This window comes from Microbacterium sp. B35-30 (assembly GCF_010634855.1).
Classification (GTDB): domain Bacteria; phylum Actinomycetota; class Actinomycetes; order Actinomycetales; family Microbacteriaceae; genus Microbacterium.
On sequence record NZ_MWLQ01000017.1, the window covers coordinates 115,755 to 136,105 of the forward strand.

At 70.2% G+C, this 20,351-nt stretch carries 14 protein-coding genes; 2 read left to right on the forward strand and 12 right to left on the reverse strand.

Going from position 1 to position 20,351, the window contains the following annotated elements; all coding sequences use genetic code 11:
- Window positions 1-4 precede the first annotated feature (4 nt).
- The gene (locus B2K11_RS09660) at window positions 5-169 is read right to left on the reverse strand and encodes a hypothetical protein (protein WP_163617974.1); all 165 of its coding nucleotides are present in this window, start codon (window positions 167-169) and stop codon (window positions 5-7) included.
- 138 nt (window positions 170-307) lie between these two features.
- Between B2K11_RS09660 and B2K11_RS20755 the strand changes: the two genes are divergently transcribed.
- Window positions 308-442 carry a hypothetical protein gene (locus tag B2K11_RS20755; protein WP_275575843.1) on the forward strand — a complete coding sequence of 45 codons (135 nt, stop codon included), beginning with the start codon at window positions 308-310 and terminating at the stop codon, window positions 440-442.
- A 159-nt stretch (window positions 443-601) separates the two neighbouring features.
- On the opposite strand, the gene B2K11_RS09665 is transcribed toward B2K11_RS20755, so the two are convergent.
- The 4 genes from B2K11_RS09665 to B2K11_RS20760 form a co-directional block, all read right to left on the reverse strand.
- Complete coding sequence (locus B2K11_RS09665) at window positions 602-1,630, reverse strand: NADPH:quinone reductase (protein WP_163618066.1); 1,029 nt, start codon at window positions 1,628-1,630, stop codon at window positions 602-604.
- Window positions 1,631-1,718: 88 nt separating this feature from the next.
- On the reverse strand, window positions 1,719-2,435 hold the full coding sequence (locus tag B2K11_RS09670) for a TIGR00266 family protein (RefSeq protein WP_163618067.1): 717 nt from the start codon (window positions 2,433-2,435) through the stop codon (window positions 1,719-1,721).
- Window positions 2,436-2,762: 327 nt separating this feature from the next.
- Window positions 2,763-3,599 (reverse strand): EamA family transporter, encoded by an 837-nt coding sequence (locus B2K11_RS09675; protein WP_239525907.1) that lies wholly within the window; start codon window positions 3,597-3,599, stop codon window positions 2,763-2,765.
- Between the two features lie 360 nt (window positions 3,600-3,959).
- Window positions 3,960-7,859 (reverse strand): S8 family serine peptidase, encoded by a 3,900-nt coding sequence (locus B2K11_RS20760; protein WP_163618068.1) that lies wholly within the window; start codon window positions 7,857-7,859, stop codon window positions 3,960-3,962.
- 126 nt (window positions 7,860-7,985) lie between these two features.
- Between B2K11_RS20760 and B2K11_RS09685 the strand changes: the two genes are divergently transcribed.
- The gene (locus B2K11_RS09685; protein ID WP_163618069.1) at window positions 7,986-10,871 is read left to right on the forward strand and encodes a LuxR family transcriptional regulator; all 2,886 of its coding nucleotides are present in this window, start codon (window positions 7,986-7,988) and stop codon (window positions 10,869-10,871) included.
- A 54-nt stretch (window positions 10,872-10,925) separates the two neighbouring features.
- On the opposite strand, the gene B2K11_RS09690 is transcribed toward B2K11_RS09685, so the two are convergent.
- From B2K11_RS09690 to B2K11_RS09720, 7 genes are all read right to left on the reverse strand, one after another.
- Window positions 10,926-12,581: an MFS transporter gene (locus B2K11_RS09690; RefSeq protein ID WP_239525908.1), complete on the reverse strand. Its 1,656-nt coding sequence runs from the start codon at window positions 12,579-12,581 to the stop codon at window positions 10,926-10,928.
- Window positions 12,578-13,597: a glutaminase A gene (gene glsA, locus B2K11_RS09695; protein ID WP_239525909.1), complete on the reverse strand. Its 1,020-nt coding sequence runs from the start codon at window positions 13,595-13,597 to the stop codon at window positions 12,578-12,580. The genes B2K11_RS09690 and glsA overlap by 4 nt, the downstream gene beginning before the upstream one ends.
- Window positions 13,598-13,690: 93 nt before the next feature.
- Entirely contained in the window at window positions 13,691-14,530 is an 840-nt protein-coding gene (locus B2K11_RS09700; protein WP_163618071.1) for an ADP/ATP-dependent (S)-NAD(P)H-hydrate dehydratase, read from the reverse strand.
- Window positions 14,514-15,239: a histidine phosphatase family protein gene (locus tag B2K11_RS09705; protein WP_163618072.1), complete on the reverse strand. Its 726-nt coding sequence runs from the start codon at window positions 15,237-15,239 to the stop codon at window positions 14,514-14,516. Before B2K11_RS09705 ends, B2K11_RS09700 begins: the two co-directional genes overlap by 17 nt.
- A gap of 63 nt (window positions 15,240-15,302) precedes the next feature.
- A complete protein-coding gene (locus B2K11_RS09710) occupies window positions 15,303-17,345 on the reverse strand; it encodes a VWA domain-containing protein (RefSeq protein WP_163618073.1) in 2,043 nt (680 codons plus the stop codon).
- Between the two features lie 231 nt (window positions 17,346-17,576).
- A complete protein-coding gene (locus tag B2K11_RS09715) occupies window positions 17,577-18,968 on the reverse strand; it encodes an AAA family ATPase (protein ID WP_163618074.1) in 1,392 nt (463 codons plus the stop codon).
- A gap of 93 nt (window positions 18,969-19,061) precedes the next feature.
- Window positions 19,062-20,303: a hypothetical protein gene (locus tag B2K11_RS09720; RefSeq protein WP_239525910.1), complete on the reverse strand. Its 1,242-nt coding sequence runs from the start codon at window positions 20,301-20,303 to the stop codon at window positions 19,062-19,064.
- Window positions 20,304-20,351: the final 48 nt, after the last annotated feature.

Consider the following 20,351-nt stretch of genomic DNA (forward strand, 5'->3'; position numbering starts at 1 on the left):
GGTCCTACGGGGGCGCGACGCGACGGGTGGGCTGCACGAACAGTCCGTCCGCGTCGGTCCGCCGGGGCGGCAGCACCTCGTGGCGGGCGCCTGCGATGTCGACCACCGCAGTCACCACGGAGGCGTCGGTGAGACGCTCCGTGCGGTGCGGGCGGGCCATCGTGATCATGGCCATCACCATAGCCCGGTTCCAGAAAAAGGCAAGTCAGCGGGATTTCCGCAGATCCGGCGCACCGAGTTGACTTCCCTGGGAAGACGGCTATGGTCGGGGGTTCACCCGCCAGCCAACCAGGGGAAGCGAGTCGTCATGTCAGACAGATCGCCGCGAGCACGCGACGCGAAGAAGGTCGCTCAGTCGTCGCTCAAGGAGAAGCGCGCCGAGAAGCGCTCGAGCCAGGAGTCACGAGCGTTCATCAAGCCACGCAAGGGCGCGTCCGGTTGACGAACGACGCGGGCTCCTCGCCCCGAGGAGCCCGCGGCACCATCTCGATCACTCCGCAGACTGCGACGAGTACGTCAATCGCGGAACTGCCACCACCCGGCGCCAGATCTCCCCGACGTGGATGGCCGCCGCCGCCCTGAGCCGCGCATCGGTCGGCAGTCAGTTGTTCTCGCCGGAGACGTCGATGAGCACCTTGCCTACGGCGCCCTTCTCGACGGCGTCGTGGGCCGCCGCCGTCTCCTCGAGCGGGAACCAGGTGAGTGGCAGTCCGGCGCCCTCACCGACGGGAAGCGCGCCGTCGCGCAGGGCCGCGGTGATGTCCTCGGCTGCAGCTGACAAGGCGCCTTCGCCCACCGTGTACAGCAGCAGCCCCTGGATCCGCACGTTCTTCGCGAAGGTCGGCCGCACGGGGATGGTGGTCTCCTCGCCGCCGTTATCGGCGTAGTACGCGATCGAGCCGTGGTTGGCGACGACCTGCCCGTCGAGACCCGCGTTCTGCGCGATCGACACCTCGACGATGTGGTCGACGCCGCCGGGTGCGAGCGCGGCGACCTGCTCGGCGGCGGCGTCGTCGCGGTAGTTCACGATGTGGTGGGCGCCCGCGGCTCGCGCCAGCGCGGCCTTCTCTTCACTCGAGATCGTCGCAATCACAGTCGCGCCCGCCCACACCGCGAGCTGAATGGCGGCGTGACCGACCGCGCCCGCTCCCCCGGCGACCAGCACGACGCGTCCATCGAGCGAGCCCGGCGACAGCCGTGCGGGCCCGAACTCGTGCACGGTGAGCGCCCGATGCGCTGTCATCGCGGGCACGCCGAGGCTCGCTGCGACATCGAAGCCGACGCCGTCGGGCAGCTTCACCGCCCGCGCGGCCGGGACGACCGTGTACTCCTGCGCGGTGCCGGTCGGGCGCTGGTGCTGGGCGAGGTACAACCACACGCGGTCGCCGACCGCGAGTTCCGTCACACCGTCGCCGACGGCATCCACCACCCCGGCGCCGTCCTGATTCGGCACGACCTCGTCGAACGCCGGCTTCGCTCCGCTTCCTGCGCGCGCCTTCCAATCGGTCGGGTTGACGCCTGAAACGGCGACCCTCACGCGCACTTCCCCTGGCCCGGGGAGAGCGGGCTCACGCTCTGCAAGCGAGAGGACGGACGAGCTGCCGGTGCGGGAGTAGACGATCGTTCGCATGTCGTCAGCCAACGCGCCGGCTGCCATGGGCATTTCCGATCGGCCTGGGCACGCCGCACGGGGAACGACGTTCTCGCACCCTGCAGGGTCAGGAACTGCTGCTGGAATTCGACGAACGATCGGGCAAGTAGGGCTCGATGGCGGCGGCGAGCTTCGCCGGCGACATCGACTGCAGCCAGATGCGACCCGGTCCATGGATCTCCGCAAGGAACAGCGAGTCACCGAAGAACTTGTTCTTGATGCCCTTCACCGAGCTGAACTCCAAGTTCATTTCGGCCTCGAACATCGCGAGGTGCCCGGGATGAATGAGCAGGGACTGACCGGCCGTCAGCTCGTACTCGGTGATCTCCCCGGCCAGCTGCACCCACGCCGTGCCGTTCCCGGCCAGCTTCTGGAAGACCACTCCCGCGCCGCCGAAGATGCCGGCGCCGAGCTTCTTCTGCAGCCCGACCGACACCTCGACTCCGGCGGTGCTCGCCGAGTACGAACCCTGCTGGACCATGAACGAATCCGCGGCGTCGATGTCGAGCTGTCGGATCGTGCCCGGCAGCTGCGCGGCGAACGCGAGCAGCCCGCCCTGCGCGGGAGCCGTGTACTCGGTCAGGAACAACTGCGCGCCGCCGAGCACCCGCTTGAGACCGCTCATGAAACCGCCCTGCCCGCCGGTGCCGTGCACGGTCGAGGTGTCCAAGGCGAAGCCGGGCGACATCCACGCGACGTCACCGCCCTCAGCGACGATCTTCTCCCCAGACTCGAGCGTCAGCTCGAGAATCGGCATGGTCGTACCCGCGATCGTCGACTTCATGCGATCCAAACTATTCACTGACTCGGCGAGACGAGCGCTATTCACTGGAGCGGACCTCTGTGCTAGCGGGCGGGCCAGCTTCGCAGTTCGACGATGAGTTGATCGAGACATTCGGATTGGCCTGGCTTCCGAGAAACACAGCCAGAGCTCGGCGGCGTGGATCGCATTCCACGCCCTCACCGCACTGGGATCAGCACCATACCCCCCGACCATGACCTCGAACGACCGCGGGTCTTTCCGTGATGCCCCCATGCGGCCCGCGACAACTCTCTGAGAGGGTCGCCCAGATGTGCTCTCTCCCAGTCGACGATCGGGCCGCTCGGTCATTCACCCCCCGTCCGCGTCATCCGCCAACCGTCGCGGCACGGAACGCGCGCCGAGTGCGGCACCGGCCGACGCCCCGACGACGCAGAGCACGGCAGCCCATTGCGCCGGCGACAGCGACTCCCCCAGCACGACCAGCCCGACGAGGGCCGCGGCGGCAGGTTCCAGGCTCATGAGGATCCCGAACAGCTGTGGCGGCATCCGGCGCAGGGCCTCGAGGTCGAGCGTGTAAGGGATGACGGACGACAGCACCGCCACGCCCAGCCCCGCCGCCAGGACCCCCGGGTGCACCAGCGCCGCTCCACTCTCGGCGAGGCCGACGGGTGCCGCCACGATCGCCGCGACCGCCATCCCCAGTGCGAGGCCGTTCCCCTCGGTGGTGTGGCGGCCGAGCGCGGCACTGGCGAGGATGTACAGACCCCAGCACGCCCCGGCCCCGACCGCGAACAGCACTCCGAGCAGGTCGAGGTCTCCGCCGCCTTCCATCAGCAGCACGACGCCGGCCGCCGCGAGGAGCGCCCAGGCGGCATCGCGCCAGCGCCTCGAGCCCGCGAGCGCGACCGCGAGCGGGCCCAGCAGTTCGATGCTCACAGCAATCCCGAGCGGAATCCGGGCGAGCGCCAGATAGAAGAGCAGATTCATCAGCGCGAGCACCGCGCCGTAGACGATCACGCTCCCCCACGCACGACGCGTCATCCGCAGCGGCGGGCGCCAGACGAGAAGCAGAATGACCGCCGCGAAGAACAGCCGCAGCGTCACCGTGCCGAAGCTGCCGACGGCGTCGAAGAGGCTTTTTGCGAGGGCGGAGCCCAGCTGGACGCTGAGGATGCCCAGCAGCACCAGTCCTGTCGGTGGGACGCGGCCGAAGAGCCGCCCACCCCACGACGTCAGGGGTCATCACGTCGGCATGCGCCGCGTATGGTCCTGTCGTCAGCGGTCAAGGTCACCCGTCCAGTCTTGACGATTTGGCGCCGGCTGTCACCCCATCTGCCGCGCCGGCGCTCCCCGCCACTGTCAGAGCGAAGGACGATGACGGATGCCGCAGCCCTCGGCTGCGGCATCCGTCATCGTTAACGCGGTGCGACGCGCGTCGTCACCCTTCTCTGTCGCGGCGTGCGGGTTGACGTCGGAGATGACGCGGAAACGGCGCGACCACCGGGCGAGGAACGAATCCTCTCCCGGCGGCCGCGCCTGGGTCGCTTACTCGAACGGGTCGAAGTAGGCCACCGTCGCTGCGTCCATGTTGCTGTCGAGCCCTTCCGGTCCGTACGGGATGGTGCTGACGCCGGTGACGAACACGCGTCGCGAACCATCGGCCGTCTGGTCGACAGCCACGCCGTTCGCCCCGTCGCCGGCTCCCGCCGCGTCGTACCCCGCCGACCAGATCTGCTCGCCGGTGCCCATGTCGTACGCGATCGTGAGGTAGTCCCAGCCCGTGTCGACGTTCGCGGACTCGCCGGTGACCACGGCGCGCGTGCCGTCCTCGGTCAGCGCGACGTCCCAGGCGATGTCCGTCCCGTGGGCGGTGCCGTCGTACCGCGCAGCCCACCGCTGCTCACCGCTGGCCACGTCGTAGGCGACCGTCGCGTAGTCCATGCTGGAGCCGCCTTCCACGTTGCCGGCGACCACGACCGTGCTGCCGTCGGGGCTCAGGGCAAGTGACTGCGGCGTATCCGTGAGCGCCTCTCCGTACCCGAGGGCCCAGCGCTCTTCGCCGGTCGCCAGGTCATATGCCACGGTCTCCCAATCGTTCTGACGGTCGGTGTTGGCGACACCACCCGCGACGATCACGGTGTCACCGGTGATTGCGATGTTCTCCGCGATGTCGACCATGCCCTCGGAGCCGTTCCGCAGGACATCCCACAGCTGCTCGCCGGTGGCGGCATCGTAGGCGACGGTGCCCCAGTCGGTGAGACCGGTGTTCTCACCCTGGCTCTGCCCGGTGATCACGACCGTCGAACCGTCGTCGCTCACCGCGATGCCACGCGCGTCGTCCGTGCCGCTCACCGGGTCGTCGTACCGCGCGACCCATCGCTGCTCACCGGTCGCGGCGTCGTAGGCCACGGTGGCGTAGTCGAGCTGCGACTCGCCCACGTTCTGGTACCCGGTGACGTAGACGGTCGCGCCGTCCGGGCTGACGACCAGGTCGTTGAGCGAGTCGTAGGCCGCGCCCGGACCATCGAGACGAGCCTCCCATCGCCGCTCACCCGTTGCCCCGTCGTAGGCCGCGGTCAGGTAGTCGGCACCGCTGGTTCCGGCGACGTACAGCGTCTCGCCGTCGGGGCTCATCCCGAAGCCGGTCGGCTCGTCGCCACCGCCGTTGCCGGTCGCATCCCACTGCTCCTCCCAGAGCACGTCACCGGTCTCGGGGTCGTACGCTGCTGTCAGGAAGTCGGCCACGAGCGCGCCTGCCGACGGGGGCCGGGCGAACCCGCTCATGTAGACCCGGTGACCGTCGGGGTGAAGGAGCACCTCGCTGCCGACATCCGTCGAGTTCCCCCACTGCCCGCCGGCGCCGTCGTAGCGAGCGGACCAGTCCTCGTCACCCGGCTGCTTCGCCCGCAGCACGATCGGCGACCTCACGGTGTGGCTGCCGTCGGTCCAGGAGAGCTGCCCTGCGAGGTAGTCGAACACCGCGGTCTCTTCGCCGGCCGTGAAGGTGACGGCGTACGACGCGGTCTCGCCCGGCGCGATGGTGAGAGTGCTCGGCTCGACGCTGGCAGCCACTCCGGCGAGGCCGGTGACCGACGCCGTGTAAGTCGCGGCCCGGTCGTCGACGTTGGTCACCGTGCGGGTGACGGTCTGGGTGCCGTCGAGGAGACCGATGCCGATCGACGGTGTGTTGAGGTCGCTCGGGTCCAGCGAGCGCCCGTCCGCCTCGAGGCCGTCACAGGTGTCGGCCGGCACATTGCGGGTCGAACCGCACAGGAACGCCAGCCAGTCGTCGACACCGCTCTCGTAGACCAGGCCGGGATCCGCCGCGCTGGTCGGCTGCACGTGTCCGGCACCCTGCTTGAAGATGAGGTTGGGATCGCTGGAGGACTCGCCGTCCAGGACGTCCGACCCGGTGGTCATCAGCGCCGACTTGATCGCCATCGGAGACCAATCGGGGTGCAGGTCCTGCAGCAACGCGGCCAGTCCCGTGACGTGCGGCGCCGCCATCGACGTGCCGCTCATCAGATTGAAGTCCATCCCGCCCTGACCGGGAGGCGCCACGGCGGCCAGGATGTCCTGTCCCGGTGCGATCACGTCCGGCTTCAGCACGTCGCCGTTGCCGGCGACGAGCGGGCCGCGAGAAGAGAACCCGGCCGTGTAGGGCGCGGCACCCCCGTTCGCGATGACGGCCTTCTCGATGCTCGCGGTCGCTCCGGCGGACGCCGCGTAGGCGCTGATCGCACTCGCGTCGGTATCTTGCAGATGCACGGTGGGCACCGAGTGGAAGTCGGCGTTGAGGGAGTTCTCGAACGCGTTCACGAAGATCATGCCGATGCCACCCGCTTCCGCGACCGCGCGTGAAGAGTCCACGCGGGCGATGTCGCCGCCGCGCTCGCAGAGCACGATCTTGCCGGTGACCTTGGCGGGGTCCAGGCCGGGCTTGCCGTTGTTGGCGCTCGCCGGATAGCAGCGCACCGCGGAGACAGCCGAGGCACCGGCGGCGCGCGCGGCGGCTCCGGTGATCAGCGGGGCTGGGCCGACCGCCGCGCTGCTGAGTGAGACGCCCGCATAGCGCGCGCCGTTGCCCAGCACCACGGCGCCCGTCGTCGTACGGTCGTGGGTGCCGGCGGCGACGGTGGTGAGCCAGGGCCCGGGGTGGGCGACCGTGGCCCCATCAGGGCCGTCGTTGCCGGCGGATGCCGACACGAAGATCCCGGCGGCCGCGGCATTCAGGAACGCCGCCTCCGTGGGCTCGAGGAAGTCCGTGCTGGATCCCGACACCGAGTAGTTGATGACATCGACGCCGTCGGCGACGGCCTTGTCGATGGCGGCCACCATGTCGGAGGTGTAGCCGTTCGCGGTGGAGCCGTCCTCGACCGACCACAGCGCCTTGTACGACGCGATCCGCGCGCGAGGTGCGATGCCGGAGATCTCACCGAACGGGTCGGCAGGCCCGGTCACGTCGATGCCGTGGTTGCCGCCGGCGGTCGACGCGGTGTGCGTGCCGTGGCCGTTGTAGTCGCGGGGTGAGAGGAACTCCCAGGGCAGCTGCTTCGCAACGCCCTCGTTGCCGCCCCACGCAGCATTGAAGTACTGCGCCGTGACCAGCTTGTTGTTGCAGAGGTTGGTGTCCCACGAGTCGTCGCCGACGGTCTCGGCCGACGCGCAGGTGCCGCGGAAGCCCTCCGGCTTGCCCTGATAGGCGAGCTTGTTCGACGCGTCACGGTCCGAGAAGCTGCCGACCTCGGGCCAGATGCCGCTGTCGATGACGCCGATGACGATGTCCTCACCCGCTCCGGGCGACTTCTTCCCGCCCGCGGGACCACCGAGCCGGCCCCACAGGCCGTCCTCGCCGTCCAGTCCGAGGAAGCTCGGCGTCGACGACGTGTCCGCCTCGACGGCCTCATCCGGATGCACCGCCACCACGTCGGGCTGCGCCTCGAGTTCGGCGGCCTGCGCGGGGGTGAGCTCGGCCGCGAAGCCGTTGAAGCTGTAGACGTAGCTGTACGAGGGCGCGCTCCCCTTCACCTTCGCCAGGGCGGCTCGCTGCTGCCCCTTGAGGTGGGTGCTGTACGCCTCCACCGCGGCGTCGGCAGGATCCATCTTGGAGCCGCCGTGGGGTTTCGTCGCCTTCAGTCCATCCACGCCGCCGTCGTAGGCGACGACCGGCGCGAGTTCCATCTGGACCACATACGTCTGGGGCTCACCCGCTTCCGGGGTGGCGGCCTGCGAATCCTCTGCGCGGGTCACCTCCATGCCGCCGCGGGCCTCGCCGCCGTCTTCCACGGGAGCCACGGTGAAGACGCCGCCCGGCGCCGCGGGAACGGTCGCAGCGAACGCGCCGGCCGGTGCCGCCGTGGCTGCGAGCGCGACGGCGGTTGCCAGCGCGATCGTCACTCGCGGCGGGGTGAATCGCCGCTGTCGTTGTCTCAGATATCTGGTCACTGTCTCTCCTCGCGCGCGGATGATTCGATTCACACGTTGCGTTGCAGGTTACGGACGGGTGAATGAAGCCGGCATCCGTGACCTACACTGACTTTTGCTCGCGCCCCACCCGAGGGAGTGGCAGTCATGCCTCAGCAATCCGCTCCACCCGCAGGCGGGGTGTCGCCCGTGCTGGTCGGTCGTCACGCCGAATTCACCGCGCTGACGGCTGCAGTTTCGGCTCCTCCCGCCCTGATCGTCATCCAGGGTGAAGCCGGCATCGGCAAGAGCCGGCTGGTCCGTGAACTCCTCACCGCCGTGCCGGCCACCTCCGCGGTGCTGGTCGGTCATTGTCAGCAGCTTCACGACCCGTTTCCGCTGGGGCCGGTGCTCGACGCGTTCCAGCACCATGGCGACCCCATCGAGATCGAGGGGCTGAGCCCGGTCGTCGGGAGCCTCGCTCCGCTGGTGCCGGAGATCGCCGATCGCCTGCCGGTGCAGCCGGAGCGACCGGCGGATCAGCGGGAGGCACGGCATCAGATCTTCCGTGCGGCCACGGAGCTGCTCGAGCATGTGTCGCCCGCGGTCCTGGTGCTCGAGGATCTGCACTGGGCCGACAACGTCACCTTCGACTTCCTCACGTATCTCATCGCGCACCAGCCCGCGAAGCTCGCCGTCATCGTCACGAGTCGCACAGATCTCGGAACCACTCCCGTCGGTGAGGCGTTCGCCCGGGCGCCCGCCGGCCGCACTCGGAGCGTTCGGCTCGCGCCGCTCGACGTCGCCGAAGTGGGCGAGCTCTCCCGCCATCTGCTGGGCATCGACGTGCCGGATCCGATCGCGACCGGCCTGTACGACGTCACCGGCGGTGTGCCCTTCGTCGTCGAAGAGGTCCTCCGGACCCTGCTGGCGCGCCTCCCCGCCGCGGAGATCCCGAGTCACCCGGACGCGCTCGCCGCGTTGTCGGTCTCCACGGCGCTCCGCGATGTCGTCGTGCAGCGGCTGACCACCCTCGACGCGACAGCCCGGGAAGTGATCGATGCGGCAGCCGTGATCGATCTCGCCATCGATCCCGTCCTCCTCGTCGAGATCACCGAGTACGACGCCCGTCAGGTGGCGACCGCGCTCACGGCGGCGCACGCGGCGGGGCTCCTGCACGATCACGAGGGGCGCATCCGCTTCCGCCACGTACTCGCCCAGCAGATCGTCTACGAGGCGACGCCTCTGCCCACCCGCCAGTGGTGGCACGCCCGGGTCGCGCTGGTGCTCGAGGAGCGGAACGATCCGATGCTCTCGGCGAGGATCGCGCACCACTACCAGCGCGCCGGCCGGGTCAGGGAGTTCGTGCAGTGGGCAGAGGCCGCAGCCGACGAGGCGGTGCGCCACGGGAACGAGGCTGCGGCGGCCGAGTTCCTGCGCGAGGCCACCGCGGACATGGCCGCCCTCTCGCTCGACGACCGCGTGCGCATCGCGACGAAGCTCGGGCGGGTGTCGGTCGACGGGCTGGCTCACGCCGAAGCCGCCCCGATCCTGACCCGGCTGCTGGACAGCCAGCAGCTGACGCAGGCGGCTCGAGGCGAGCTCCGCTTCGCCCTCGGCAGGCTGTACCGCCAGCAGGGCTTCGCACGCGACGGCTACGGCGAGATCGAGCGCGCGGTCGATGACCTCTACGAGCGGCCCGACCTCCAGGCGCGCGCTCTGGCGGTGCTCGCGGCTCCGGAGACCGTCGTCGATGTGCCGCTCGAGGTGCATCTCGCCCGCTCCGTTCAGGCCGAACAGGCGGCGAGGCGAGCCGGATCGCCGGATGTCGAGCTCGGGGTGCGGATCGCTCGGGCATCGCTTCTCCTGGAGCAGGGCGATCCGTATGCGTGGCAGCTCATCGACTCCGCCCGTCACGACTCCGTCCTCCTCACCCAGCCGCGGGAGCACGCCCGAGCTGCGATCAACTGGGCTCAGGGCGCGCTCCACATCGGATACGTGAGCCGCGCCGACGAGCTGCTGAGCGAGGGGCGGTCGATCGCGGAGCGTTCGGGCTCACCGCGGCTGCTCGAGGTGTACGAACTCGTCGGCGCCATGGTGGACCATGCCGCCGGCCGGTGGGACGGTCTTGCGGAACGCGCGCACGACTTGGCCTCGCGCGTGTTCGGCTTCGGCGCCGCATCCTTCGAAGCCGAGTACCTGAACTGCCTCATGCTCGGCTCTCTCGGCAGCACCGTGGAGGCGGCCGAGCGTCTGACAGAGCTCATCCGCGAGTGCGAGAGGGTGGGCGCCGCGTGGCCGTTGATCCCCGCGCGCGCAGCACTCGCCCGGCTTCGGCTGATCCTCGGCGATGCGCGCGGCGGCTTCGACGAGTCCACGGCCGCTCTCGAACAGATCCAGCGCAAGGGAATGTGGACCTGGGCGGCTGATGCCCTCGTCTGCCTGGTGGATGCCGCCTCCGCGCTGGGCAGAACTGACGACGTGCGTCCCCGGGTGACGGCGATCGGCGTGCACGTCCGTCAGGTCGAAGCCCCGGCCATCTCCGTGGCGGTGACCATGTGCGAAGCCCTCATCGCGCAGGTCGACGGCGACGGCGAGGCTGCAGAGCAGCTGATGTCCCGCGCGCGGTCCATGGCGCAGGCGGCAGGCCTGGTTCAGCCGGCCGCGCAGACGACCGAGCGGCTGGGCGACTGGCGCTGCGCCCGTGGTGCAGCCGACGGGCCGAGCCTGCTCGTCGAGGCGCTGACCGCGTACGGCCGCCTGTCGGCACGGCAGGACATCGCCAGAGTCACCCGGACGATGCGCCGGCACGGGGTTCCCGTCCCGTACCCGTGGCGCGGCGGGCGCCCCGCGCACGGCAACGATCTGTCCCGACGCGAGCGCGAGGTGGTCGGACGAGCGGCCGCCGGACGGACGAATCGCGAGATCGCCGCCGAGATGTTCCTGTCGCAGCGCACGGTCGAGAGTCACATGTCGAACGCATTACGCAAGCTCGGGCTGCGCTCCCGCGACGAGCTCGATGCCGGCCTTCTCGAGGCTGACCCGCACGGCTGACATGCGAACGCGGGTGACTCGCCCTCAATCCTTCGACGGCCCGAGGTGCGGGGCTCAATCCTCGGCAGCGCTCCCGGACACTGCACCGGTGCCGACCGACTCCGGCAGCTCCCCCGGACGGAACTTCGGCAGCCGGCTGGCCGGCACGATCGCGAGGGCGCTCACACCCGAGAGGATCAGCAGTCCGATCTTGAGCGCACTCAAGCGCGCTTCCTCGTTGAGGGCCACGGCGGCGTCGACCTGCTCTGCGGTCGCGTCCGTCTGCTCGGTGAGCGTCGCCTCGAGGCGATCGTTGCTGACGAAGTTCACGCTGTCGAGGTCGACCTGAGAGACGAGCTCGGGCGGTAGCTCCGGGTGCTCGACGAGCGATGAGACCACGTTGAGGCTCAGGATGCCGACCAGCAGGGCACCCGAGACCGCCGTTCCGACCGCCGAGGCGAGATTCTGCGTCGTCCCGCGCACCGACCCCACATCGCCGGCCAGTTCCTTGGGCGAGGCGGTGACGAGCACGTTGAAGACGAGGGTCACGAGTGCCCCCTGCCCGACGCCGAAGACGAACAGCCCGAGGATCGTCGGGAGCGTCTCCCAGTTGTTGGTGACGACAATCGACAGCCAGATCAGGGCGATCGTGGTGAGTCCGAACGAGAACATCCCGATCGTCCGCGGCGTGAAACGCCGGTAGAAGCGCACCACCAGCATGGCGGTGAAGAACACCGTCAGGTTGAAGGGCAGCATGGCGAGCGAGGTGTCGAACGGCGTCCTGCCCTGGACGATCTGGATGTACAGCGGGATCGTGAAGTTGAGTGCCGCCTCCAGGCCCACCACGATGAACATCGCGTAGACGGCGGCCCGCTCACGCGACGATCCGAAGACCGAGAGGCTCACGAGCGGGACCTTCCCGGCCTTCGTGCGACGCCGCGTCCACAGGAAGAACAGCTGGACGAGCACCACGCCGATGAGGATCAGCACGGGCGCCGGCGAGACGCCGGCGATGTCGAACGGGGCGGCCGGGCGCGCGAGCAGGAGCCCCCAGTTGTTGAGGTTGTTGACACCGAGAGTGAGCGAGACGATGCCCAGGCCGATCAGCACCGCGGCGATGACGTCGATCTTGATCGCCGGGTTGCCCGGCAGTCCGCGCAACCAGAAGCTCAGCACGAACACCGCGACCGCGAGCAGCAGCACCACGATGAACACCTGCCGCCACCCCACGAGCGTCGCCAGCGTGCCTCCGATGAGGAAGGCGCTGACGCCGGCCAGCGCACGCGCCGAGCCGAGGGAGCCGATCGCCGTCTCCTGCTGGCCGCCGCGATAGTTCTCGGCGATGAGGGCCACCAGCGAGGGCACGATGATCGCGGCTGACGCACCGGCGAGCGCCTGGGCGAAGATCACGTAGCCGACCGAGGGGCCGAAGATCATGACGAGCGCCGAGACGGCGAAGAGGGCGACGACGATGCGGAAGACGGTCACCCAGCCCACGCGCTGGCCGATCTTCGCACCCACCATGACGAGAGCCGCGACGACGAGCCCGTAGGTCACGATCGCGGTGCTCACATCGGTGGGCGGCACGCCGAACGTCTCGACCATGCCTCCGAGTGAGACAGGGAGCGCCGCGACGTTGTACGACATCAGGATCTGGGCGAGGAAGAGTCCGATCATCGGCACCCAGGAGGCCCGAGCGGTGTTCACCGTGACGTTCTGCGGAGTGGTCATGTCGAAGATCCTCCTGAGAAGTGCGAGCTCGAGGCGAAGATGTTCAGGCCGAGGGCACGAGACAGGTAGGCCGTGGCCACCTGACCGCGAACACTGTTTCCGGCGGAGTCGAGCGGCGGCGAGTAGGTCCCGATGCCCACCTTGCCGGGCGCGACGGTGACCAGTCCGCCCGCGACGCCGGACTTGCCCGGCAGTCCGATCTCGAAGAGCCATTCGCCCGACCGCTCGTAGAGGCCGGTGGCCGCGAGCACGGCGAGCAGGTCTCGGCAGACTGCGGCGGACACCACGCGGTCGCCGGTGAGCGGATTGACGCCCCCGTCAGCGAGTGTGGCGCCCATCACGGCGAGGTCGCGCGCGTCGACGAGCAGGGAGCATTGCCTGGTATAGACATCGACGACCTCGAGCGGGTCCACCCGGATGCGGCCGTAGCTCTCGAGCAGTTGTGCGATCGCTCGATTGCGGTGGTTGGTCTCCGCCTCCGACCGGTAGACGGCCTCGTCGACGACCAGCTCGCGACCCGCGAATTGCGAGAGACCGGACCGCACCGCTTCCCACTTGTCTTCCGGGGTCTCGCCGGGTACGAGTGCCGTCGTCGCCAGAGCGCCGGCGTTCACCATCGGGTTCATGGGGTGACCGTCGTTGAGCTCGATCGCGACGACCGAGTTGAACGGCAGTCCGGTGTTGTTGACGCCGATCACGTCGAAGGCCTTCTCGTGTCCGAGCGCATCGCAGACGAGGGCGTAGACGAATGCCTTCGATATCGACTGGATCGAGAACGGGACGCGGGTCTCACCGATCTCGTGGAGCCCGCCGTCGACATCGGCGACACACACCCCGAACGTCTCGGGGTCCGCCTCGGCGAGGATCGGGATGTAGTCGGCGACGACACCCTCCCGGTGGGAACTGGCCCGCTTGTGCGCGGCGACGACGAGCTCGTCTATGCGATCGCTGGGTGGCAGGGCACCGGTCGCAGCGTGCTGCTCGACATCCGCCACATCCAGTTCGCTCTCCCGCACAGAGCCCACAGTAGGGGTCCGCCGTGGCCACGGGGACGAGCACGGCTCCCGGCGAGTCGAGCGACGGCGACGGCCCCCCGGCATCCGTGCTCGTCAGACCCCCACGTCGCCTAGGGCGACGGGGAGCTCCCGCGCCAGCTCCCTCGCGAGGAACCCCAGTCCCAGGCGCGCGCCCAGCAGCCGTCCCGCGCGTGCGTGGGTCCACGCGGCCCAGACCGCGGCCCTCGACGGCTCCAGCCCTCGGGCGGCGAAGCCGACGATCGCGCCGGCGAGCACGTCGCCGCTCCCCGATGTCGCCAGCCCGGCGTCGCCCTCGTCGACGCGCCACGTGCGGCCGTCGTCATCCGCGACCACGCCGTAGCAGTTCGCCACCGCGTCGAAACGGCGCGCGATCTCGCGCACGTCGTCTTCGTGGTCGTCAAGGTCGCGTCCCAGCAGGATGCCGGCCTCCTCCTTGTTCGGATTGAGGATGAGCTGCTCCGGCAGAGCGCTCCGATCCACGTCGCCCAGCACGCCGAGGGCGAATGCATCGAGCACGAGAAGCTGAGGACCGACCGCGGCGACGGCAAGCAGCGTGGCGCGAGTCTCGGCCGCGTCGGAGAATCCAGGTCCCACGAGGACGGCATCCGCTGACTGGATCTGCTCCCGCAATTCGCCGCCGAGAGCATCGTCCGCGTCGTCCGGGAGGGCGAGGATGCCTGCCTCGGGAAGCGCGATGCCGACGTGGGCATCGATGGACTGCGGCACCGCGAGCGCCACACGTCCGGCCCCGACGCGAAGTGCGGCCTCGCCCGCCAGGAGCACGGCGCCCGGCGATGTGCGTGAGCCGCCGACCACGACGACGTCTCCGCGCGACTTCTTGGAGTCGCCGGGATCGGGCAGACCCCAGCCGCGGAGGAGCGATTCGGTGACGCGCTCAGGCCGGCTCGACATCGGGGCTCCCTGGGTGGGCGGTGACATCCGCGCCGTCGCGCTGGAGGTGCGCCACGTCGGAGAACTCGACGAGCTCCCAGCCGCGGTCGCTGCGGACCAGGTGGGTGACCGACGCGTTGAGCACGGTGTGGTCGCGGGCGAACGCCAGCAGCTCGTCTTCACGAAGCGGCAGCAGCACGTACAGCAGCAGCATCACCACCGCGTCGTGCGCCACCATCATGGCGCTCTCGCCGGGACCCTCGAGCGCCTCGCGCAGGAAGGAGCGCAGCCGCAGGGCGACGTCGGCCCATGACTCCCCTCCGGGCGGGCGGTGGTAGAACTTGCCGAGGTGCTTGCGCCGCGCCATCTCTTCGGGGTGACGCCGCGCCACACCCGTCCAGGTGAGCAGATCCAGGATGCCGAGCTCGCGGTCGCGCAGCCGCTCGTCCACGAACACCCTCGCCTCGCCTGCGGAGCCGCCGAGGGCGAGTTCCAACGTCTCGCGCGCACGCAGATACGGCGACGCCCAGTAGGTGTCGATCGTCGCGCGCCGGCTATCCAGCCAGTCGCCCAGCGCCGCCGCCTGCTCGCGGCCGGTGTCGGAGAGCGGAACGTCGGCATCGCGCTCATCGAGGGGAATGACCTCGAGTCCTTCGACCTCGGACCTCGTCGCGGCGACGTTGCCGATGCTCTCCCCGTGCCGGACCAACCAGAGTTCTCTGAGCGCCATCACCTCAGGCTAGGGAGAACGCCCGCCGGAGGCACCCGGTTGACACGGGCGACTCCGCCCCGCCTACCACCACCAGGAACGCCCGTTCAGCATGTCACCGAAGTCCTCGGGCGACCCGCGCCCCGTATCCCGCGAGCCCAGATAGCTGTCCACGACGGCCCGCCCGAGGTCGTCGAGCTCCGGCGCGACGACCTGCCCACCGGCCCGCCGCGCGAGGGCGTCGATGAAGCGCGCGAGGCCGGGGTCCTCGCCGAGGCGGAAGAACGTCGTCTGGGCTCCGAGCCGTTGCACGGTGTCGAGCTCGCGCACCGTGGCCGCCACCGTCCGCGCATCCGGAGGATAGGCGAAGTGCGCGTGGCCATCGGGGCGCAGGTAGGCGGTCGGCTCGCCGTCGGTCACGATGAGCAGCACGGGCTGAGCCGTCGGGTTGCGACGGAAGTGCCGCTGGGCGAGCAGCAGCGCGTGCTGCAGGTTCGTGCCCTTGTCCCAGACGGAGTCCTTGGCCGTCAGCTGCTCGATGTCGATCACCTCGGCGTGGCGGGCGAACGCGATCAGCTGGAGGTTGTCGCCGCGGAATCGCGTCGAGATGAGGTGATGCAGGGCGAGCGCGGTGCGCTTCATGGGAACCCAGCGGCCGTCGAGCGCCATCGAGAACGACGTGTCGACGAGGAGGGCGACGGCGGCCTGCGTGCGCTGCTCCGTCTCGACGACCTCGACGTCGCGGGTGTCGAGGCGCACCCCGGCCGAGACGTCGCCGCCGTCGAGCACGGTCCTCAGCACGGCGTTCGAGACGGTGCGGGGGATGTCCCACGGCTCGGTGTCGCCGAACGCCCACTCGCGCGTCGAGCCGGTGCGGTCGCCGGCGGCACCGGCGTTGCGCGTCTCGCGGCGGCCCGTGCGACCCGACTGCCGCGTCGCGATGTCGCGCAGGAGCGCCCGCCCCAGTTGCCGCATCGCCCGCGGGGTGAGCCGGAGCTGCCCGTCGGACGCGCGCTGCAGCATCCCGGTGTCCCTCAGCTCCTGCTCGAGCTCGCGCAGGGTGCGGGCGCTGACCGCGGCATCCTCGCCCACCAGCCGCTCGAGCGCGTCGAGGTCGATGTCGTCCATCCGTGCGCCCGGGTACGTCTGGCCGAGCTGATCGGTCACCGCGTCGAGGTCGGCGAGGTCCTGCATGATGCCGGTCGCCTCACCGAGACCCGTCGGCTGATCTCCCGAGAAGGATGCCGAACCCGTCCAGTCCTCGCCGGGCCGGAGCGAGCGCAGGTTGTCGTCGAGTCGTGACAGCGACTGCATGAGGTCGGGCGAGCCGAACGCCTGCTCCGCGAGGCTCAGGAGCTCATCCCGCTGCTCGGGAGTCATGGAGTTGAGCATCCGCTGCGCGGCCGCGGAGCGCTCGGCGAGCGTGTCGAGGAGCTCGTCGAGATTCTGCGGGTCCTCGGGGAACTGGTCCCCGTGCTTGCGCATGAACTCGTCGAAGTCCTCTTGCGTATCGTCGCCCAGCCGGCGCTTCTCGAGCAGGTCGTTGAGATCGGTGAGCATGTCGCGGATCGCCTGGCGGTCCGCATCCGTGGCACTCTCGAGCGCGTTCTTCATTCCGGCGAACCGCTGGTCGAGGAGTTCCCGCCCGAGGAGTTCGCGGATGCGGTCGTAGTCCGCGCGTGCGCTCGGGCTCTGCCAGTCGTAGTCGGCGAGGTCGTTGACGGCCGCGGCGGTGCTGGCCGGCAGGTTCTCGAGCCGCATCTCGGCGAAGGCGCGGGCGTCGTCGTCGAGCTGGACGTCGCGCACCAGGTGCTTGCGCTCCTCCAGCACGGCGCGGTCCAGGAGCTTGCGGACCTCCTCGAGCGTGCCGTCGAGCCGGTGCCGCCGCACGAGGTCGGCCCGGCGCTCGCGCACCCGGCGGGCGAGGTCGTCGAGCCCCTCCCGGTCGCGGTCGCCGCGGCGCAGATACTCGCGCAGCGCGCGGTCGGCCGAGGTTCCCGCCATCACGTCCTGCCCGATCGCCTCGAGCGCCGACTGCACCTCGACGGGCGGCGCGAGCGGGTCGCCGCCCGTGTACCGTCCGTATCGCGCGGCGTGGCCGGGCGTGCGGTGGAAGCTGCGGGGCATTACGGGATGCCTCCTCCTGCGACGGGGAGTGGCGACGGATGCCGCGGGCCGACGTTGCTCGTTGGTGGGGGGCGTTTCGTCTCGCTCGTTCCTCGCTCGCTCAACGACCGGAGCTCAGGGAACCGGTCGTTGAGCGGAGGGCGCTCTGGCGCCCGCAGACGAAACGCCTCCAGCGCACGATACGGCTCGGCGCGCCTCGACAGGCTCAGCGACCGGGGGCGAGGCATCCGCTCATCCATAGACCGTCTCACCACCCGCGCTGTCCTTGCCGATGCGCTTCTCGAGGTAGAGCGACTCGAGCAGCAGCTCGAGCGCGCCGGCGCGCTCACCGGCGGTGCGGGCCTCGAGCCGATCGGCCACCTGGTCGTACAGGTCGGACTCGCCGAGCACCGGCATCGCCGCCAGCACGTCGGCGGCGGTCACCTGCTCGCCGGTCATGACCGTCGCGCCGTCGTGGAGGGCATCGGCGAGCGCCCGGGAGTCGAGGCCGCGCAGGTGAGCGCGGGCGGTGTCGGCGACCGCGGTGCGCAGCAGGTGCTCGAGGATCGCGCGCTCCCGGCCCTCCTCCCCCGTCTCGAACTCGATCTTGCCGCCGAGCACGTCGACGGCGGTCTCGAGGTCCACGGGGCGGGCGACGGCGACCTCCTCGTGCTGGCGCGTCGCCCGATGCAGGGCCGCCGCGGCGATCGTCTCGGCGCCTGCGATCGCGAACCTTGCGGAGACGCCCGCGCGCTGGTCGACGGCATCCGATTCCCGAAGGTTGCGCGTGAAGCGCGCGAGGATCTCGAGGAGGTGCGCGGGAACCTCGGCGACGAGATCGGCCTCCTGGCGGATGACGGCGATCTCCTCGTCGATCGTCTGGGGGTAGTGCGTGCGGATCTCGGCGCCGAAGCGGTCCTGCAGCGGCGTGATGATGCGGCCGCGGTTCGTGTAGTCCTCGGGGTTCGCGGTGGCGACGACGAGCACGTCGAGGTCGAGGCGCAGCACGTAGCCGCGGATCTGGATGTCGCGCTCCTCCATGACGTTGAGCAGCGACACCTGGATGCGCTCGGCCAGGTCGGGCAGCTCGTTGATCGCGACGATGCCGCCGTTGCTGCGGGGCACGAGCCCGTAGTGGATCGTCTCGGGGTCGCCGAGCGAGCGGCCCTCGGCCACCTTGATCGGATCGACGTCGCCGATGAGGTCGGCCACCGACGTGTCGGGGGTGGCGAGTTTCTCGGCGTACCGCTCGCTGCGGTGGCGCCACACGACGGGCAGGTCGTCGCCCAGCTCGCCGGCGCGGCGCACGGATGCCGGGGCGATGGGGTGGAACGGATGCTCGCCCAGCTCCGACCCCTCGATGACCGGCGACCATTCGTCGAGCAGCCCGTTCAGGCTGCGCAGGAGGCGCGTCTTGCCCTGGCCGCGTTCGCCGAGCAGCACGATGTCGTGGCCGGCGAGGATCGCGCGTTCGAGCTGCGGGATCACAGTGTCATCGAACCCGTGGATGCCGGGCCACGGGTCGCTTCCCCCGGCGAGTGCCGCGAGGAGGTTCTCGCGCAGCTCGACCCGCACCGGACGGTAGGTGTGACCCGATGCGCGCAGCTGACCGGCCGTGGTGATCCCGGAAGGCGATGGTGTCATGCCCGGGAGGCTACGCCGCCTGCGCGGGGGTCGGGGCCGGATCGGCGAATTTCCTCGCCTCGACCCCCGGGTGGCGACGTGCCGCCTGCCTGGTCACGGGATGTGCCAGAACTCCGTCCCCAGCCCGTACATGTTCCAGATCCACCACCACTGACCCACGAGGCACGCTGCCAGCACGCCGAGCCGCCATGCGCGGCTGCGCGGCAGCGCGACCGCACCCCACAGCGGCGACAGCGGGAAGAGGAGCCGGAACACGCTCGACTGCGGGAGGAACACCGCCAGCAGGTAGATGAGGTAGCTGGCCGCCCACAGGCGGATCTCGGGTCCGAGCCGCACCGCCTGCGGGCTGAACGCGATGACCGCGCCGACGGCGATCACCAGGGCGACGAGCCCGACGATCCCCCACGCCGGGTCGAGTCCCCACGACCGGAACCAGTAGTCGGTCGCCTGCGGCCAGCCCTCGAAGGGGACGAATCCTCCGTCGTCGCCGACCCAGAGTCGGCGCCACGAGAGCTCCGTCGCGAGATACGCATCCGGGCGGCCGGTGACGATACCGGCGATCACTGGCCACGAGAGTCCGAGTGTCGTGGCGAGCGCGCCGAGCGCGACGATGTGCACGGCCTCCGGTCGCGCCATGGGCTCCTGCGCACGGGTCAGCCATCGACGGATGCCGAAGAGGCCGAGGCAGAGCGCGAATGCCAGCGCGCCCGGTCGCGTGAATGCCATCGCGGGAAGGATGGCGTAGAGCCAGCCGTACCGCCTCCGCTGCAGGCAGCGTATGCCGAGCATGATCAGCAGCAGGAAGGGCGCCTCGGCGTAGGCGACCTGGAACATGGCCGCCAGCGGAGCGGAAGCGAAGAACGCCACCGCCCAGAGCGACGCGGTCTCGCCGATCGCCGGCTTCAGGATGCTGCGCAGCACCAGGCAGCAGAGGTACCCGGCGACGAGGGCGAGCGCGACGGCGCCAGCCGTCCACGAGCCGAGGAGCCATCCGGTCGCCTGGGCCGCCCACGGGTAGAACGGCATGAACGCCCACGCGTTCTGCGCGACGTCGCCGGCGTCGGTGAGCGGGAGGTCGATCGGATACCCCTCGGCGGCGATGCGCTGGTAGTACTGCGCGTCCCACGCGACCGCGTAGGTGGCGAGGTCCGCGCCGTGGCCGAAGCGGGAGCCGGGCGGCGAGAGGCCCGCGGCGAGGAGGAAGAACGCCGTCGTGACCACGCGCGACGCCAGGTAGATCGCCGCGATCCGCACCGCAGGCTGTCGCAGCAGCCGACGCGCCGCGGGTTCGGGTAGGCCCGTGCGCGCCTCCGCTCGCAGTCCACTCGCGGTCACGACGCTCCTTCCTCTTGGCGTTGTCCCGAAGAACGCAGGTGCACGCCG

Excerpts from the sequence above, each read along its gene's own strand:
- B2K11_RS09685 (WP_163618069.1), top strand. The coding sequence starts at position 7,986 with ATGCCTCAGCAATCCGCTCCACCCGCAGGCGGGGTGTCGCCCGTGCTG.
- B2K11_RS09705 (WP_163618072.1), bottom strand. The coding sequence starts at position 15,239 with ATGGCGCTCAGAGAACTCTGGTTGGTCCGGCACGGGGAGAGCATCGGC.
- B2K11_RS09700 (WP_163618071.1), bottom strand. The coding sequence starts at position 14,530 with ATGTCGAGCCGGCCTGAGCGCGTCACCGAATCGCTCCTCCGCGGCTGG.
- B2K11_RS09665 (WP_163618066.1), bottom strand. The coding sequence starts at position 1,630 with ATGCGAACGATCGTCTACTCCCGCACCGGCAGCTCGTCCGTCCTCTCG.
- B2K11_RS09660 (WP_163617974.1), bottom strand. The coding sequence starts at position 169 with ATGATCACGATGGCCCGCCCGCACCGCACGGAGCGTCTCACCGACGCC.
- B2K11_RS09670 (WP_163618067.1), bottom strand. The coding sequence starts at position 2,435 with ATGAAGTCGACGATCGCGGGTACGACCATGCCGATTCTCGAGCTGACG.
- B2K11_RS09710 (WP_163618073.1), bottom strand. The coding sequence starts at position 17,345 with ATGCCCCGCAGCTTCCACCGCACGCCCGGCCACGCCGCGCGATACGGA.
- B2K11_RS20755 (WP_275575843.1), top strand. The coding sequence starts at position 308 with ATGTCAGACAGATCGCCGCGAGCACGCGACGCGAAGAAGGTCGCTCAG.
- B2K11_RS09715 (WP_163618074.1), bottom strand. The coding sequence starts at position 18,968 with ATGACACCATCGCCTTCCGGGATCACCACGGCCGGTCAGCTGCGCGCA.
- B2K11_RS09690 (WP_239525908.1), bottom strand. The coding sequence starts at position 12,581 with ATGACCACTCCGCAGAACGTCACGGTGAACACCGCTCGGGCCTCCTGG.